This window comes from Arthrobacter sp. Y3223065 (genome assembly GCF_059090885.1).
This window is the reverse complement of record NZ_JBNHGC010000003.1, coordinates 221,286-236,358: the sequence shown is the minus strand read 5'-3', so window position 1 is coordinate 236,358 and position 15,073 is coordinate 221,286. Positions and strand designations below refer to the sequence as shown.

The following is a 15,073-nucleotide window of genomic DNA, read 5'->3' as shown; positions in this document are numbered from 1 at the left end:
CCCGTTACGGCGTGAAGGACTCCGCCGGCACGTATCCCTCGCCCGTGTGCTCCTGGACCTGCACCTCGGAAATCGGGGCCATGTTGGTGGTGGTGTCCACGCTCAGTCCGTCGAGCAGCAGCGGCGGCTCGAAGTCCTTGACGTTGCGGACCGCTTCCATCAGGGCCTCGTGGGTCGGCTCGGCCATGCTCTTGAACGCCTCCTCGAGGGTGGCCGCAGTGGCGTAGCCCCAGAGGCAGTGCGGGATGATCTGGTCGGCGGTATCCGGGGCGTGCTCCTCGATGTCGGCCAGGAACTGCTTCACTTCCTCGTCGTCGGTCTGCGTGGGTTGCTTGGTGAAGCCGGTGCTGTACACGTTCGGGAAGGCGCTGGCATTGCCCGGTTCCAGGACGTCCCGCTCGTTGGCGGCGACGGCTGCCAGGAAGATGGACGGGGTCCAGCCAAGGTCCTGGGCGCGGACCATCGACGACGCCGTCAGCGCCGGCACCGTGTTGGCCGAGAAGAAGACGTCGGCCTCGCTGTCCGCCAGCTGGGCCATCTGCGCGTCGACGGTCGGGTCGCCCGGCTCGAACGTGGCCCGCTGGACGATCTCCACCTCCGAGCCTTCGATGGCGTCCTCTAGCCCGGCGACAAACTCGTTGCCGGCGTCGTCGTTCTGTTCCAGCACGGCGACGGTCACGGCGTCGCCGGAGTCCACCAGGAACTTGCCGAAAGAGTTGCCTTCGGCGTAGTAGGTGGGCATCCAGCCGATGGTCCACGGGTTGGCCTCGGGGTCTTCGCTGAACACCGAGTCTCCGGAGGCCACGAACACCTGCGGGAACTCTTCCTCGGTGGCCACCGGCATGATGGCCAGGTTGGTCCGGGTACCCAGGCCGTTGACGTTGGCGAAGACACCCTCGGCGATCATCTGCCGGAAGTTCGCCACGGCGCGGCCGGGATCGTAGGCGTCATCGTACGCCTTGAGTTCCACTGTGCGGGTCTTGCCGTCGCCGAATTCCACGCCGCCGTCGGCATTGGCCGCGCCGAAGTAGGCCTCCATGCCCGCGACCAGGCAACTGCCCGGCGCTCCGGCCACACCGCTGAGCGAGGTGGTGCTGCCGAGCAGGATGCTGGTGTCGGTAATGCCCTGCTCGGCTGCGCCGCCCTCGGTAGCGCCCGGGCTGCCCTCGGGCGAGCCGCCGCCGTCGCCCCGGCCGCATCCGCTGAGCGTGATGGCGAGGGCTGCCGCGGCGGCCAGGGCACCCTTGGCGCCGCGTCCGATCTGCCGTGTTCGCATTGTTTTCTCCTTAGCCTTGTGGGCCTTGTGCTGGATCGAAATGCTTGCCCCTGCCGGCTCACATCGCTGTAGTGGTCGGGGTATGGACTTCCGGGCCGGTGTCCGGAGCCTTGATGGCGGCCTCCGGCTCGGTGCGTTTGCGGCGCATTCGCCGCAGCAGCGCCGGCAGGGTCACCAGCCCGCCGGGGGCCAGGAACAGGATCACCAGCAGGGCGGCGCCGTAGATGATCGGCGTGTGGGAGGGGTCGATTTGCCCGGCCAGGACCGGAATGAAAACGAAGAAGAGCCCGCCGAGCAGGGAGCCGACGATGCTGGCCGACCCGCCGATGATCATGGCCGCCAGCATGTTGATGGAAACCACGAAGCTGAGGGTGGCGGGGGACATGTACTGCACGGCGGCCAGGTAGAGGAAGCCCGCGATCCCGCCGTACAGGGACGCGACGGTGAACGCGAGGACTTTGTACCGGTAGTTGGAGACGCCCATCGCGGTGGCCACGGCCTCGTTCTCGCGGACGATGGCGAAGGCCCGCCCGATCCGGCCACGGGTCAGGTTGGCCGCCAGCAGGAAGAACACGGCGGCGACGCCGAGCACCACGTAGTACCGCCACTGGTCGTCGGCGAGGCCGCTCCAGTCCGGGGCGTTCATCCACTGCACGGTGATGCCGACGGAGCCTCCGGTGAAATCGTCCAGCCGCTTGGCCAGCCGGTCCGCGATGATCGGCAGCGAGATGGTGACCATGGCCAGCGACACGCCGCGCAGCCGGACCGCGGGAAGGGCGACCAGGAAACCGACGACGGCGGGGATCAGGGCGGCGAGCACGAAGGTCAGCGGCACCGGCCAGCCCTCGGTGACGCCATACGCGGTGACGTAGGCGCCCAGCCCCACGAACGCGCTCTGGCCCAGCGAGATCTGCCCCGCGTAACCGGTCACGAGGTTGAGGCCCAGGATCGCGACGGCGAAGGCGGCCACCACGGTCAGCTGGTAGTTCACATACGGAATGAGCTGCAGCGGTGCCAGGACCGCCACCACCAGCACGACGACGGTGGCCGCGATCCGGAACCAGCGCGAGGCGAACACCTGGCGCCTCATACCCGCACCACCTCTTTCTGTCCGAAGAGGCCCTGGGGCCTGACCAGCAACACGATGAACATGGCGACCAGCGGCACGGCGATCTTCAGGTCATCGCCGATGAAGCCGATGTAGGCGCCGGCGAGGTTCTCCACCACGCCGATCAGGCCGGCGGCAACCACCGCGCCCAGCGGGCTGTTCAGGCCGCCCAGGATGGCGGCGGCCAGGGCGTAGACCAGCACCTGGTCCAGCATGTGCGGGGACAGGAAGACCTTCGGCGCGATCAGCACGCCGGCGATGGCGCCCAGCACCGCGGCCAGGGCCCAGCCCACCATGAGCAGCCGGCCCACCGGGATGCCCGAGAGGGCGCTGGACTCCGGGTTGTCCGCCACCGCCCGCAGGGCCAGGCCGAGCTTGGTCTTCTTGAACAGCAGCTGCAGGGCCAGCACCACCAGCAGCAGCACGACGATGTTGCCCAGCGACTGATAGCTGATGAAGGCCCCGGCGACCTGGAAGGTGCCCAGCGGGAAGAGCGAGGGGAACTGCTGGGAGTTGTAGCCCCAGAACAGGCCGGCCAGCCCGGTGAACAGCACCAGCAGGGCGACCGTGACGATGATGGCGGTGTCGGGCAGCCCGCGCTCGAAGCGCCGCATGATCAGGCGTTCCACCCCGGCGCCCAGCGGCGCGGAGACCAGGATGGCCAGGGGAATGGCGAGCGCCGGCGGTACGCCCGCCTGCCACAGGGTCCAGGCCAGGAAGGTGGAGAAGACCGCCATGGCGCCCTGCGCAAAGTTGATCAGCCCGGTGGCCCGGTTCACCAGCACGATGGCCAGCGCCAGGGCGGCGTAGATGGCCCCGTTGCCCAGGCCGTCGATGATGAGCTGCAGGAACAGTGAATCCATGGCTCACCCTCCCAGGTACGCTTTGCGGATGGCGTCCATGCCCATGAGCTCTTCGCGCGGTCCGGACAGCACGGTGTGCCCGGTTTCCAGGACCGTGGCCTCGTCCACGATGGAGAACGCGAGGGCGGCGTTCTGTTCCACCACCACCATGGACAACCCCGTTTCGGTGCGCAGTTTGGTGATCGCTTCGTAGACCTGGCTGGCGGTGCTGGGCGCCAGCCCCAGGGATGGCTCGTCCAGCAGCACGAGTTTGGGGCCGGACATGAAGGCGCGGCCGATCGCGAGCATCTGCTGCTCGCCGCCGGACAGCGCGGCGGCGGGTGTCTTGCTCCGCGCCGCGAGCTGCGGGAAGAGGTCGAAGTAGTGGTCCCGGTCGGCGGCGACGCCGCGTTGGTCCTTGCGCCGGTAAGCACCGACCAGCAAGTTGTCCTGCACGCTGAGGTTGGCCAGGGTGCCGCGGTCCTGCGGCACGTGGGCAATGCCCAGCCGGGCCACCTGGTCGGGCCGCATCCCGGTGATCCTGCGGCCCTCGAAGGTGATGTCCCCGCTGGTCTTGACCATCCCGCTGATGGTGCGCAGCGTCGTGGTCTTGCCGGCGCCGTTGGCACCCAGGATGCCGGTCGCACCGCCGTCGGCCACGCTCAGGTTGATGCCGTGCAGCGCCATCGCCCGGCCGTACCAGGCGCGCACGTTGGAGAGTTCGAGGAGGCCCATTACGCCGCCCCCTGCCCGAGATAAGCCTCGATCACGCGCGGGTCCTGCCGGACCTCGGCCGCCGTGCCCTCCGCCAGCTTCCGCCCCTGGTTGAGCACGGCCAGGCGGTCCGTCACCGCGGAAATCAGGCCCATGTGATGTTCGACGACGACGATGGTCAGCTCGAATTCCACGCGCAGGTTCCTGATCCAGCCGATCAGGTCTTCGACTTCCGCGTGGGATAGCCCGGCGGCCGGCTCATCGAGCAGCAGCAGTTTGGGCTGGCTGAGCAGCGCCCGGCACAACTCCACGCGCTTGCGGAAGCCGTGGGCCAGCTCGCCAGCCGGCAGGTGGGTGGCCCAGTCCAGGTCCAACCGCGCAAGAACGTCATGCGCCTGCCGCCGGAGCGTGCGCTCGCCGCGGACGGCATGCGGGAGCCGGAGCGCCCAGGACAGCGCGCCGCCGGACAGCCGCGAGTGGCCGCCGAGGAGCACATTGTCCAGCACCGTCTTGTCCAGCTGCAGTGCGGGATGCTGGAACGTGCGGGCCAGCCCCAACCGCGCCAGGGCGGACGGTGCCCGGGAGAGGACGTCCGCGCCGTCGATGCCGATGGACCCCGACGACGGCTTGTAGTGTCCGCTGACGCAGTTGAACAAAGACGTCTTGCCGGCGCCGTTGGGGCCAATGAGCCCGAAGACCGTCGACGGTTCCACCTCGAACGAAACTGAATCCAACACCTTGATGCCGCCGAAGTGCAGAGAAACATCCTCGACGGTCAGCCTGGCCGTCATGGCCGCACACTCTCTGCCATACGCCACATGGATTCAACGCTTCCTGGAGGCGGGAGACTGCTCAATTCCGGCGCCGTTGGCCGGCTGGTGCTAACAAGAATGTTGACATTGAAGCTAACGATGTGATCTATCTCATGTCAAGGCGGTTACGGGAACGTTATGGCCGCCGTAGTAAGGCAGGGGAAACAACAGGCGTTCGGCGGCTGCCAGGGCTGCACCGCGGAAAGGCGGACACGATGTCTGGCTCCATCCCTTATCTCTTCAGGGGACACCGCCATGCTCCCGAAGAGCGCGGCGGACGTCCGCCCCAGCCGCGGACCGAACATCTGCCGGGCATGGTCATCGAGCGGGACATCGCCGTGGCCGCGTCGTCCGGCGCGGTGATCCGCGTGGATGTGTACCGGCCCGACGGCCCGGAGCCCGCCGCTCCGCTGGTCAGCTGGTCGCCGTACGGAAAGCACATCACCGAGCAGCTGGGCGTGGTCCGCCCCACCAGCGGCGTGCAGGCCGGTTACACCAGCGACCTGACGACCTTCGAGGCACCGGATCCCGCCTACTGGGTGCCGCACGGCTACGCCGTCGTCGTGGCCGACATCCCGGGCACCTGGTACTCGGAAGGCGCGGCAACCTACTGCTCTCCGGAAGAAGCCAGGGACTTCTACGACCTGATCGAGTGGGTCGGCGGGCAGGAATGGAGCAACGGCAAGGTCGGGCTGTCCGGCGTCTCCTACCTGACCGTGTCCCAGTGGCGCGTGGCAGAGCTGAACCCGCCGCACCTTGCCGCGATCAACCCCTGGGAAGGCTGGACCGACACCTACCGGGAAGTTGCCCGCCACGGCGGCATCCCGGAAACGTGGTTCTGGCCCTACATCTGGGAACGCTGGGGGTACGCCACCGGCCCCATCGAAGACCTGGAAGCCGAAACGGCCGCGCATCCGTTCTACGACGGCTTCTGGGAGTCCAAGAGCGCCGACCTGGAGAAGGTCACCGTCCCGGCGTTCGTCGTCGCCAGCTGGTCGGACCAGGGGCTGCACACGCGGGGGACCCTGGAGGGCTTCCGCCGGATCGCCTCCGAGCGGAAATGGCTTTACGTGCACGGCCGGAAGAAGTGGGCCGAGTACTACCGCCCCGACATGGTGGAGCAGCAGCGGATCTTCTTCGACCACTTCCTCCACGGGCGGGACAGCGGCCTGGCGGACTGGCCGCCGGTGCGGCTGGAGGTGCGGGACCGCTACTACGAGGGGAGCACCCATGCTGCCGCGGAGTGGCCGCCGCCGCAGACCCGGTACCGCACCCTTTACCTGGATGCCGCTGGCGGTGCGCTCGCGGACGAGCCGCCCGCGGCGGAAGCCACCGCCGGCTACGACTCGCTGGCCAGCGGGCTGCGGCCGCACCGGGCGGAATTCAGCCTGGCCTTCCGCGAGGAAACCATGCTCGTGGGCCACGCCAAGGCCGTGCTTTTCCTGTCGGCCCCGGACGCCGAGGACATGGACGTCTTCGTCGCGCTGTTCAAGAAGGGCCGGGACGGCACGGTGGTCGGCTTCCCCTACTACGCCATTTTCGACGACGGCCCCGTCGCCGTGGGCTGGCAGCGCGCCTCCCACCGCGAACTCGATCCGGACCGCTCCACCGACTACCTGCCGGTGCTGGCCCACCGGCGGGCCCTGCCGCTGCCCCAGGAGGGCCCGGTCCGGCTGGAGATCGAGATCCTGCCCTCCGGTACCCGCTTCGAGGCCGGGGACACCCTGGTCCTGGTGGTGCAGGGGTCCGACGTCATGCGCTACCCCAAGCCCGACCTCTACGCCCGCCACGAGGACTTAGTCAACCGCGGGGAGCACCGCATCCACACCGGCGGCCAGTCCGCCTCGCACGTGGTGATCCCGGTGTTCACCGAAACCTCCGGCTAAACGACACAGGCGGCCGCCGCCCAGGCCGCGAGCCGGCGGCCCCGGCCGCAGAACCAGATCACGGAATGGAGAGCGACATGCCTGCCGAAAACCTTGAGAATGCCATCCAGCGCACCGGAAACCCGGTGGAGCTGCTGCGGAACCTGCCCGCGCTTCCCATCGTCTTTCCGATCCAGCCGGAGTTCACCAACTGGCGGTCGGAGCAACGTGCCTGGGACCAATCGGTCGCCTTGCTGGATCAGTCCCACCACATGACCGACCTGTACCTCAACGGGCCGGACGCCCTGACGCTGCTCAGCGGCCTGGGGGTGAACAAGTTCGCGAACTTCAGGCCGAACACCGCGAAGCAGTTCGTTGCGGTCAACGAGGACGGCCACCTGATCGGCGACGCCATCCTGGCCTACTTGGCCGAGGGCAGCTTCAACCTGGTGGGCCACCACATGGTCCTGGACTGGGTGCAGTTCCACCTGGAGAAGGGCGGCTACGACGCCACCGCCGAGCGCGATGGCAACTCCCTGGTCCGCAAGGGCAACCCGAAGATCTACCGGTATGAGCTGCAGGGGCCGCAGGCGCTTCCGCTGGTGGAGAAACTCATCGGTTCCCCGGTTCCCGACGTGAAGTTCTTCCACATGACCGACTTCACGATCGCGGGCTGCCGGGTCCGGGCGATCAGGCACGGCATCGCCGGCCAGGCCGGGTTCGAGATCTTCGGCCCGTGGGCGGAGGGCGAACGCGTCCACCAGGCCATCCTGGAGGCGGGCGAAGAGCTCGAGCTGCGCCAAGTGGGGGCGAAGGCCTACTCCACGTCCCCGCTCGGCTCCGGGTGGGTGCCGACGCCGGTGCCTGCCATCTTCAGCGGGGACCGGCTCGCCGAATACCGGAAGTGGCTGCCGCTCGCGTCCGCCGGGTCGCTCGGCGGAAGCTTCGCGTCTCCGGACATCGAGGATTACTACCTGACGCCATGGGACCTGAACTACGGCCGCGTGGTCTCCTTCGACCATGACTTCATCGGTCGCGGCGCCCTGGAGCGGATGCGGGAGAATCCTGCCCGCGAAAAGGTCACCCTGGTCTGGAACAGCGACGACGTGGCCAGCGTGTTCAAGTCGCTCGGCAAAGACGGGCTGCCGGCCAAGTACTTCGACATGCCCAAGGCCCGTTACGCGTTCTACCAGGTGGACCAGGTGCTGGCAGGCGGAGAGCCCGCCGGCCTGTCCTTCGACTGCGGCTATGCGGCCAACGAGCAGGCCTTCCTCTCGCTGGCCACCCTCGACAAGCGGCACAGCGCAGCGGGCACGGAAGTGACCGTGCTCTGGGGCGAGGAACCCAACACTCGCAAGCCCCAGGTCGAGCCGCACCGCCAGGTGGAGATCCGGGCAACGGTCGCCCCGGTGCCGTACTCCGACTTCGCGCGGAAGGCCTACCGCGCCTGACCCGGATGCGCGGCTGCGGCGTCGATGGTCAACGGGCCATCGGAGGCAGCAACGGGAGCCGGGCTGAGCCTTGCGCCTCCTGGAACACGAACGGAAGCCGGGCCGCGCCGGCGGCTACTGGAACACGATCGTGCTGTTGCCGTCGCGCAGCACCCGGTCCTCGCAGTGCGCCATCACCGCCCGGGACAGGACGCTGCGTTCCACATCGGCGCCCAGCCGTGCGAGGTCCTCTGCGGAGTCGCTGTGCGAGACCCTGATGACGTCCTGGTCGATGATCGGGCCCTCGTCCAGGTCTTCCGTGACGTAGTGGGCCGTGGCTCCGATGAGTTTGACGCCGCGTTCCTTGGCCTTGCGGTAGGGCGCCGCGCCGATAAAGGCGGGGAGGAACGAGTGGTGGATGTTGATCACCGGTACGCCCACCTCCTCGAGGAAGCCGGGCGAGATGATTTGCATGTACCGGGCCAAGACCACCAGGTCGACGTTCCCCTTAAGCAGCTCGAGGTGGCGCCTCTCCGCCGCGGCCTTGTCCTCCTTGTCCACCGGCACGTGGAAGTAGGGGATCCCGAACTGGCGGACATCGGAGCTGAGGTCGGGGTGGTTGGAGACAACCATGGCAATGTTCACCGGCAGCTCGCCGCGCCGCTGCCGCCAGAGCAAGTCCAGCACGCAGTGGTCGGACTTGGAAACGAAGATTGCCACGCGCTTCTGCCGGCTGACTTCCACCAGCCGCCACGACAGGTCCGGGTCGCCGGACAGTTGCTGCTCCAGGCTGTGCGCCAATTGCTCCACCCGGGCCGTGAGATGGGGCAAATGGAAGACGGTCCGTTGGAAAAACCGGCCGCCTTCCGGATTGGTGGAGTGCTGATCGAGCGAGACGATGTTGGCGCCGGCCTCGGTCAGCAGGGTGGAAACGCTGGCGACGATGCCCGGCCGGTCGGTGCCCTGAACGATCAGTCGACCCTGGTCCTCTGCCGAGGGCGCGCCTGCCGCCGGGGGCTTCTGCGGGTAGGTGGTCATTGCGTCTCGATTCGTCGGCCCGGTGCAGCGACAAATTTGTTGCCAATAACTTAGCAGGCCCGCGGCCCGGAGACGGAGGCCAAAGGGGGACGATTTTGCTTATGCGGTGGCCGTTCGGGAAGTGGAACCAGAATTGTTGACGATTCTGGTTCCCGGTGGTTGACTTCCCCTAGGACAACGACGCCGGGAGGACTTTTGAGCGACACCGAGCCGGCCCTATTAGTGGTCAGCGCGCACGCGGGAGATTTTGTGTGGCGGGCGGGCGGCGCCATCGCCGCCGCGGCACAGCGGGGCGAGCGCGCCGTCGTCGTGTGCCTGTCCTACGGCGAACGCGGCGAGTCCGCCAAGGCCTGGCGCGAAGGCAAGAAGCTTGAAGAGATCAAGGTGATCCGCCGGCAGGAGGCGGAGAACGCAGCCGCCGCGCTGGGGGCCGAGGTCCGGTTCCTGGACGCCGGCGACTATCCGCTGGTGCCCACGCGGGAACTGGTGGACGAGCTGGTGAAGATCTACCGCGAGGTTAAGCCCACGGTGGTGCTGACCCATCCGCTCGCCGACCCCTACAACGGGGACCACCCGGCCGCGGCCCGGATGGCGCTGGACGCTCGGGTGCTGGCGCAGGCCATCGGCTACGACGCCCCGGGCGACCCGCTGGGCGCCCCGCCGGTGTTCTTCTTCGAACCGCACCAGCCGGAGCAAAGCGACTTCAAGCCCAACGTGCTGCTCGACATCACCGAAGCCTTCCCGGCCAAGCGCAAGGCGATGGAATGCCTGCCGGCGCAGCAGCACATGTGGGACTACTACACGGACCTGGCGACCCGCCGCGGGGTGCAGGTCAAACGCAACGCCGGCCCCAACCTCGGCCTCCCCACGGACACCAAGGGCGAGGCCTACATGCGCTACTACCCCCAAGTAACCGACACGCTGGCATGAAAAACGTCATCGTCACCAACCCGCCCCGCGCCGACCTGGCCGACGCCAACGCGCTCGCCGGCTTCGGCGTCGCCACGGTCCACGAAGCGATGGGCCGCACCGGCCTGGCCGGCCCGCAGTTCCGGCCGATCCAGTCCGGCACCCGGGTGGCCGGCACCGCCGTCACCGTGCTTTGCTGGCCCGGCGACAACCTGATGATCCACGCCGCCATTGAGCAGTGCCGCCCCGGCGACATCCTGGTGGTCACCACCACCTCCGAATGCACCGACGGCCTGTTCGGCGAACTGTTCGCCACCGCCCTGCAGTACCGCGGCGTCCGCGGCGTGGTCACCAGCACCGGGGTGCGCGACGTGACCGAGCTGCAGGCGATGGGCTTCCCCGCCTGGTCGGCGGCCGTCCACGCCCAGGGCACGGTAAAGGCGAGCGCCGGCGCGGTCAACGTCCCCATCACCCTGGGCCGGGTCACGGTCCGGCCCGGCGACGTGATCGTGGCCGACGACGACGGCGTGGTCTGCGTGCCGCGGCTGGAAGCACCGGCAGCGATCGAGGCTTCGCAGGCGCGCCTGGACAAGGAAGAGAAGACCCGGTCACGGTTCCAGGAGGGGACGCTGGGGCTGGACTACTACGGTTTGCGGCCGCTGCTGGAGAAGCTCGGCGTTCAGTACGTGGCGGCCGAGGACTATGACGGCTGATCACGACGGCGATGCCCGGCGCATGGGCGCGGGTGCACCTTTCGGCGCCGGCGGGGAACACGGAAACGGCGTCCGCTGCATGCTGATGCGCGGCGGCACGTCCAAGGGCGCCTACTTCCTGGCCGAAGACCTGCCGGCGGATCCTGCCGAGCGCGACGACCTGCTGCTGCGGATCATGGGCAGCCCGGACGCCCGCCAGATCGACGGGATCGGCGGGGCGCACCCGCTGACCAGCAAGGTGGCGGTCATTTCGCCGTCGACCGGTGCCGGGGCCGACGTGGACTACCTGTTCCTGCAGGTCGCCGTGGACGAGGCGACGGTCACGGACAGCCAGAACTGCGGCAACATCCTCGCCGGCGTCGGACCCTTCGCCGTCGAACGCGGCCTGCTCCCGGCACAGGGAAGCACGACGGCGGTGCGCATCCGAATGGTGAATTCGGACAGCATGGCCACCGCCACCTTCCCGACGCCCGGCGGCAGGGTGGACTACCGAGGGGACGCGGCCATCGACGGCGTGCCCGGTACCGCCGCCCCAATCACCCTGGACTTTGCCGACACGGCCGGCTCCTCCACCGGAGCGCTGCTGCCCACCGGGCAGGAGACGGACGTGGCGGACGGCGTCGACGTTACGTGCGTGGACAACGGCATGCCCTCGGTCCTGCTGCGTGCGGCCGATCTCGGGGTCACCGGCTACGAGGACCCGGCCGAGCTGGAAACTAACACCGCCCTGGCGGACCGGCTGGCCCGGATCCGGGTTGAGGCGGCGAAGCTGATGGGCATGGGGGACGTGTCCGGCAAGACCGTGCCGAAGCTGGTACTGCTCTCCGCACCGCGGAACGGGGGCACGGTCAACACCCGCAGCTTCCTGCCGGTGCGCTGCCACACGTCCATCGGCGTGCTCGGCGGCACCACCGTGGCGGCCGGCATCCAGCTGCCGAACGCCGTCGGACACGAACTGGCCCGGCTCCCCGCGGACGGGAGGCCGCTGCGGCTGGAACACCCGACCGGCTACCTGGACGTCGGCGCGGAACTGGCCGAAGGCCCCGCCGGCCTCACCACCACTTCCTCCACGGTGCTGCGGACGGCGCGAAAGCTGTTCGACGGCACCGTATTTCCCCGAGACCGGGTGGCCCCGCAACCAAGTGAAGGAAGACCATGACACCCCACCACCGCGATATCGCCCACCTGGGCAACATCGAACTGTTCACGGATAAATTCGACGAGAGCTACTGGTTCTTCAACGACCTGCTGGCCATGCGGGAGATCGGCCGCGCCGGGGACTCGGTCTTCCTGCGAACGTGGGACGACTACGAGAACTGGAGCATCAAGCTCACCCCGCGCCAGGCCTCCGGCGTCGGGCTGGTGGCGCACCGGGCGGCCTCACCCGAGGCGCTGGACCGGCTGGTCGCTTCGATCCGGGAGTCCGGGCAGGGCGGTCAGTGGCGGGACGGGGAATTCGGCGTCGGACCGTCGTTCCACTTCACGGACCCGGATGGCCACCCGATGTCCGTCTACTACGAGACCGAGTGGTACCGGGCCACGGACGACAAGCCGGCCTTGAAGAACCAGGCCTCCCGCTTCCCCGGCCACGGGGTCAACGCCCGCCGGCTCGACCACATCAACTACCTGGCCGCCAACGTGGAGGAGAACGCGAAGTTCTCCGCCGAAGTGCTCGGCCTGAAGGACAGCGAACTGATCCGGCTGGACAACGGACGCATCGCGGCCCATTGGTTCCGGTTCGGCCAGAAGTCCTATGACCTGGTCTACTCGGCCGACAACCTGGGGGCTTCCGGCCGACTGCACCACATCGCCTTCGCCCCGGACACCCGTGAAGACATCCTCAAGGCCGCCGACATCTTCCTGGAGAACGGCATCCACATCGAGTCCGGCCCGCACAAGCACACCATCAACCAGACGTTCTTCCTGTACGTCTACGAGCCGGGCGGAAACCGCATCGAGTTCGCCAATGCCGGCGCGCGGCTCCTGCTGGCGCCGGATTGGGAGCCGGTGGTCTGGACCGAGACGGAACGGAAGAAGGGCCAGGCCTGGGGCATGCAGACCATCTCGACGTTCCATACCCACGGAACACCGCCCGTCGAGGTGCCGGACACGCACTGAGAACCGATGGGCTAGGTTATTGGCAACAACTTTGTCAGCACACTATCCAGCATGGAGCAACCTCCCGTGAGCACCGCCAGCCAAACTGCCGTACCCCGATCAACCGATTCGGCCGCCGTCGTCGCCGGGCTCAAAAGGGCGATCGACCGGGGCGAACTCGTGCCCAACCAGCGGTTGGTGGAGGCGGATATTTGCGCCGAGTACCATGCCAGCCGGGCCACGGTCCGGGCGGCGCTGGCGGAGCTGACGCTGGAGGGGCTCGTGGAGCGCATCCAGAACCGCGGCGCCCGGGTGCGCGCGGTCGCGGTGGAGGAAGCGGTGGAGATCACCGAGGTCCGTGCCGCGCTGGAAGCCATCTGCGCGGCCAAGGCCGCCGAACAGGTCACCGACGAGGACGTGCAGGAACTCCAGGCCCTGGGCGAGTCCATGAGCCGGGCCGTGGACGCCGGCGACCTGCTGAAGTATTCGGACCTCAACAAGACCTTGCACCGCCGGATCGTCGAGTTGAGCCAGCACGAAACGGCGGCGGCACTGATCGCGCGCCTGCGCGGCCAGAGCGTTCGCTTCCAGTTCCGGCTGGCCATGCAGCCGGGGCGGCCCGCCGTATCGCTGCCCGAACACCTGGAAATTGTGGACGCGGTCTGCGCCAAGGATCCGGAACGGGCCGCCGCAGCCATGGAGAAGCACCTCAAGAGCGTTGCCAATGCCATCATGCGGGCGGCCGAGGACCCCGGCCGCTAAGAAACGCCGGTTCCCCTGACGCCCGCAATCGACCAGCATGCCTTCCGCCAACGGAGGCATGGAAGAGATGCCGGCCCCGGCCGGCGGGGATAGGGGAATCATGAGTGCACAGAACCTGCAGGACGTCCTGGACCAGGCCGGCAATACGGTGGAGCTGCTGCGCAATTCGCAGCTCGGGGCCTATGTCTATCCGGTGGTGGCACCCGAATTCACCAACTGGCGCAGCGAGGTCCGGGCCTGGCGGGAGACCGCCGTCCTTTACGACCAGTCGCACCACATGGACAACCTGTTCATCAAGGGCCCGGATGCGCTGAGATTGATCTCCGACACCGCGATCAACTCGGTGGCCACCTTCCCGGTGAACAGGGCCAAACAGTATGTCCCAACGACGCCGTCCGGACATGTCATCGGCGACGGCATCCTCTTCCATGAAGCCGAGGACCAGTTCGTCTACGTGGGGCGTTCCCCCGCGGCCAACTGGCTGCTCTTCCACGGGCAGACCGGCGGGTACGACGTGGAGCTGGAGGTGGACCGGCGGTCGCCGTCGCGGCCGATGGGCAAGCCGGTACAGCGCAGGTACTGGCGGTTCCAGATCCAGGGTCCCAACGCGTGGCAGGTCATCGAGAAGCTCAACGGCGGCACCGTGGAGCAGCTGAAATTCTTCAGCATGGACCACATGCAGGTGGCCGGGGCACAGGTGCGCACGCTGCGCCACGGCATGGCCGGGGCTCCGGGACTGGAGCTCTGGGGGCCGTACGAGTCCTACGACCACGTCCGCGAGTTCATCCTGGACGCCGGCCGGGAGTTCGGCCTGCTGGCCGTCGGCGCCCGGGCCTACTCGTCCAATACGTTGGAATCGGGCTGGATTCCGTCCCCGCTGCCGGCCATCTACTCCGGGGAAGAGCTTCGCCCGTACCGGGAATGGCTGGGTGCGGACAGCTACGAGGCCGTCAACGCCGTGGCCGGCAGCTTCGTCTCGAACAATATCGAGGACTACTACCTGAACCCGTGGGAGCTGGGCTACGGATCCTTCGTCAAGTTCGACCACGACTTCATCGGCCGCGAGGCGCTGGAGAAGATCGACCCCCAGGCGCAGCGGAAGAAGGTCACGCTGGCCTGGAACGCCGAGGACATGACCAAGATCTTCGCCTCGCTGTTCGACACGGAGGGGACGCCCTACAAGTACTTCGACCTGCCCAACGCCAACTACGGCTCCTCGAACTACGACTCGATCGTCGACGCCGGCGGCACGAACGTGGGCCTGTCCCTGTTCACCGGTTACAGCGCCAACGAACGGCGGGCGCTGTCCCTGGCCACGGTCAACCCCGACGTCGAGATCGGCACCGAGGTGAACGTGGTCTGGGGCGAACCCGACGGCGGCACCCGCAAGACCACCGTGGAACCGCACCGGCAGCTAGAAGTCCGGGCCGTGGTCAGCCCCGCACCCTACTCCGTGACCGCCCGCAAGGAATACCGCGGCGGCTGGCGGACCGCCCAAGCGGTCTGA

Annotated in this window: 14 protein-coding genes; 8 read left to right on the top strand and 6 right to left on the bottom strand. The window is 68.1% G+C overall.

Annotated features, from left to right (window positions below):
• Positions 1 to 4: 4 nt before the first annotated feature.
• Genes AC5RUK_RS09715 through AC5RUK_RS09695 form a run of 5 tightly spaced genes read right to left on the bottom strand, consistent with a single transcriptional unit; the run spans position 5 to position 4,731 of the window.
• Positions 5 to 1,276: an ABC transporter substrate-binding protein gene (locus tag AC5RUK_RS09715; protein WP_494152024.1), complete on the bottom strand. Its 1,272-nt coding sequence runs from the start codon at positions 1,274 to 1,276 to the stop codon at positions 5 to 7.
• Positions 1,277 to 1,334: 58 nt separating this feature from the next.
• A complete protein-coding gene (locus tag AC5RUK_RS09710; protein ID WP_494152023.1) occupies positions 1,335 to 2,366 on the bottom strand; it encodes a branched-chain amino acid ABC transporter permease in 1,032 nt (343 codons plus the stop codon).
• Complete coding sequence (locus AC5RUK_RS09705; protein ID WP_493988699.1) at positions 2,363 to 3,247, bottom strand: branched-chain amino acid ABC transporter permease; 885 nt, start codon at positions 3,245 to 3,247, stop codon at positions 2,363 to 2,365. The genes AC5RUK_RS09710 and AC5RUK_RS09705 overlap by 4 nt, the downstream gene beginning before the upstream one ends.
• A 3-nt stretch (positions 3,248 to 3,250) precedes the next feature.
• Positions 3,251 to 3,961, bottom strand: a complete 711-nt coding sequence (locus tag AC5RUK_RS09700) for an ABC transporter ATP-binding protein (protein WP_493988700.1) — start codon at positions 3,959 to 3,961, stop codon at positions 3,251 to 3,253.
• Positions 3,961 to 4,731, bottom strand: coding sequence for an ABC transporter ATP-binding protein (locus AC5RUK_RS09695; RefSeq protein WP_494106776.1), 771 nt, complete (start codon positions 4,729 to 4,731; stop codon positions 3,961 to 3,963). Before AC5RUK_RS09695 ends, AC5RUK_RS09700 begins: the two co-directional genes overlap by 1 nt.
• Before the next feature lie 236 nt (positions 4,732 to 4,967).
• Here AC5RUK_RS09695 and AC5RUK_RS09690 point away from each other — a divergent pair, with 236 nt between their 5' ends.
• Both AC5RUK_RS09690 and AC5RUK_RS09685 read left to right on the top strand, forming a co-directional pair.
• Entirely contained in the window at positions 4,968 to 6,638 is a 1,671-nt protein-coding gene (locus AC5RUK_RS09690; RefSeq protein ID WP_494152022.1) for a CocE/NonD family hydrolase, read from the top strand.
• 77 nt (positions 6,639 to 6,715) lie between these two features.
• A complete protein-coding gene (locus AC5RUK_RS09685) occupies positions 6,716 to 8,068 on the top strand; it encodes an aminomethyl transferase family protein (RefSeq protein ID WP_494152021.1) in 1,353 nt (450 codons plus the stop codon).
• 114 nt (positions 8,069 to 8,182) lie between these two features.
• Here AC5RUK_RS09685 and purU read toward each other — a convergent pair whose 3' ends face one another.
• Positions 8,183 to 9,085 (bottom strand): formyltetrahydrofolate deformylase, encoded by a 903-nt coding sequence (purU, locus tag AC5RUK_RS09680; RefSeq protein WP_493988704.1) that lies wholly within the window; start codon positions 9,083 to 9,085, stop codon positions 8,183 to 8,185.
• Positions 9,086 to 9,280: 195 nt separating this feature from the next.
• Here purU and AC5RUK_RS09675 point away from each other — a divergent pair, with 195 nt between their 5' ends.
• The 6 genes from AC5RUK_RS09675 to ligM all read left to right on the top strand — a co-directional run bounded on the left by AC5RUK_RS09675 (position 9,281) and on the right by ligM (position 15,073).
• The gene (locus tag AC5RUK_RS09675; RefSeq protein ID WP_494152020.1) at positions 9,281 to 10,015 is read left to right on the top strand and encodes a PIG-L deacetylase family protein; all 735 of its coding nucleotides are present in this window, start codon (positions 9,281 to 9,283) and stop codon (positions 10,013 to 10,015) included.
• Complete coding sequence (locus AC5RUK_RS09670) at positions 10,012 to 10,707, top strand: 4-carboxy-4-hydroxy-2-oxoadipate aldolase/oxaloacetate decarboxylase (protein WP_494152019.1); 696 nt, start codon at positions 10,012 to 10,014, stop codon at positions 10,705 to 10,707. Before AC5RUK_RS09675 ends, AC5RUK_RS09670 begins: the two co-directional genes overlap by 4 nt.
• Positions 10,697 to 11,866 carry a 4-oxalomesaconate tautomerase gene (locus AC5RUK_RS09665; RefSeq protein WP_494152018.1) on the top strand — a complete coding sequence of 390 codons (1,170 nt, stop codon included), beginning with the start codon at positions 10,697 to 10,699 and terminating at the stop codon, positions 11,864 to 11,866. Before AC5RUK_RS09670 ends, AC5RUK_RS09665 begins: the two co-directional genes overlap by 11 nt.
• On the top strand, positions 11,863 to 12,825 hold the full coding sequence (locus AC5RUK_RS09660) for a VOC family protein (RefSeq protein WP_493988708.1): 963 nt from the start codon (positions 11,863 to 11,865) through the stop codon (positions 12,823 to 12,825). Before AC5RUK_RS09665 ends, AC5RUK_RS09660 begins: the two co-directional genes overlap by 4 nt.
• A 51-nt stretch (positions 12,826 to 12,876) precedes the next feature.
• The gene (locus AC5RUK_RS09655; RefSeq protein WP_494152017.1) at positions 12,877 to 13,566 is read left to right on the top strand and encodes a GntR family transcriptional regulator; all 690 of its coding nucleotides are present in this window, start codon (positions 12,877 to 12,879) and stop codon (positions 13,564 to 13,566) included.
• A 100-nt stretch (positions 13,567 to 13,666) separates the two neighbouring features.
• Positions 13,667 to 15,073, top strand: coding sequence for a vanillate/3-O-methylgallate O-demethylase (gene ligM / locus AC5RUK_RS09650; RefSeq protein ID WP_494152016.1), 1,407 nt, complete (start codon positions 13,667 to 13,669; stop codon positions 15,071 to 15,073).

Excerpts from the sequence above, each read along its gene's own strand:
- AC5RUK_RS09715 (WP_494152024.1), bottom strand. The coding sequence starts at position 1,276 with ATGCGAACACGGCAGATCGGACGCGGCGCCAAGGGTGCCCTGGCCGCC.
- AC5RUK_RS09710 (WP_494152023.1), bottom strand. The coding sequence starts at position 2,366 with ATGAGGCGCCAGGTGTTCGCCTCGCGCTGGTTCCGGATCGCGGCCACC.
- AC5RUK_RS09705 (WP_493988699.1), bottom strand. The coding sequence starts at position 3,247 with ATGGATTCACTGTTCCTGCAGCTCATCATCGACGGCCTGGGCAACGGG.
- AC5RUK_RS09700 (WP_493988700.1), bottom strand. The coding sequence starts at position 3,961 with ATGGGCCTCCTCGAACTCTCCAACGTGCGCGCCTGGTACGGCCGGGCG.
- AC5RUK_RS09695 (WP_494106776.1), bottom strand. The coding sequence starts at position 4,731 with ATGACGGCCAGGCTGACCGTCGAGGATGTTTCTCTGCACTTCGGCGGC.
- AC5RUK_RS09690 (WP_494152022.1), top strand. The coding sequence starts at position 4,968 with ATGTCTGGCTCCATCCCTTATCTCTTCAGGGGACACCGCCATGCTCCC.
- AC5RUK_RS09685 (WP_494152021.1), top strand. The coding sequence starts at position 6,716 with ATGCCTGCCGAAAACCTTGAGAATGCCATCCAGCGCACCGGAAACCCG.
- purU (WP_493988704.1), bottom strand. The coding sequence starts at position 9,085 with ATGACCACCTACCCGCAGAAGCCCCCGGCGGCAGGCGCGCCCTCGGCA.
- AC5RUK_RS09670 (WP_494152019.1), top strand. The coding sequence starts at position 10,012 with ATGAAAAACGTCATCGTCACCAACCCGCCCCGCGCCGACCTGGCCGAC.
- AC5RUK_RS09665 (WP_494152018.1), top strand. The coding sequence starts at position 10,697 with ATGACGGCTGATCACGACGGCGATGCCCGGCGCATGGGCGCGGGTGCA.
- AC5RUK_RS09660 (WP_493988708.1), top strand. The coding sequence starts at position 11,863 with ATGACACCCCACCACCGCGATATCGCCCACCTGGGCAACATCGAACTG.
- AC5RUK_RS09655 (WP_494152017.1), top strand. The coding sequence starts at position 12,877 with ATGGAGCAACCTCCCGTGAGCACCGCCAGCCAAACTGCCGTACCCCGA.
- ligM (WP_494152016.1), top strand. The coding sequence starts at position 13,667 with ATGAGTGCACAGAACCTGCAGGACGTCCTGGACCAGGCCGGCAATACG.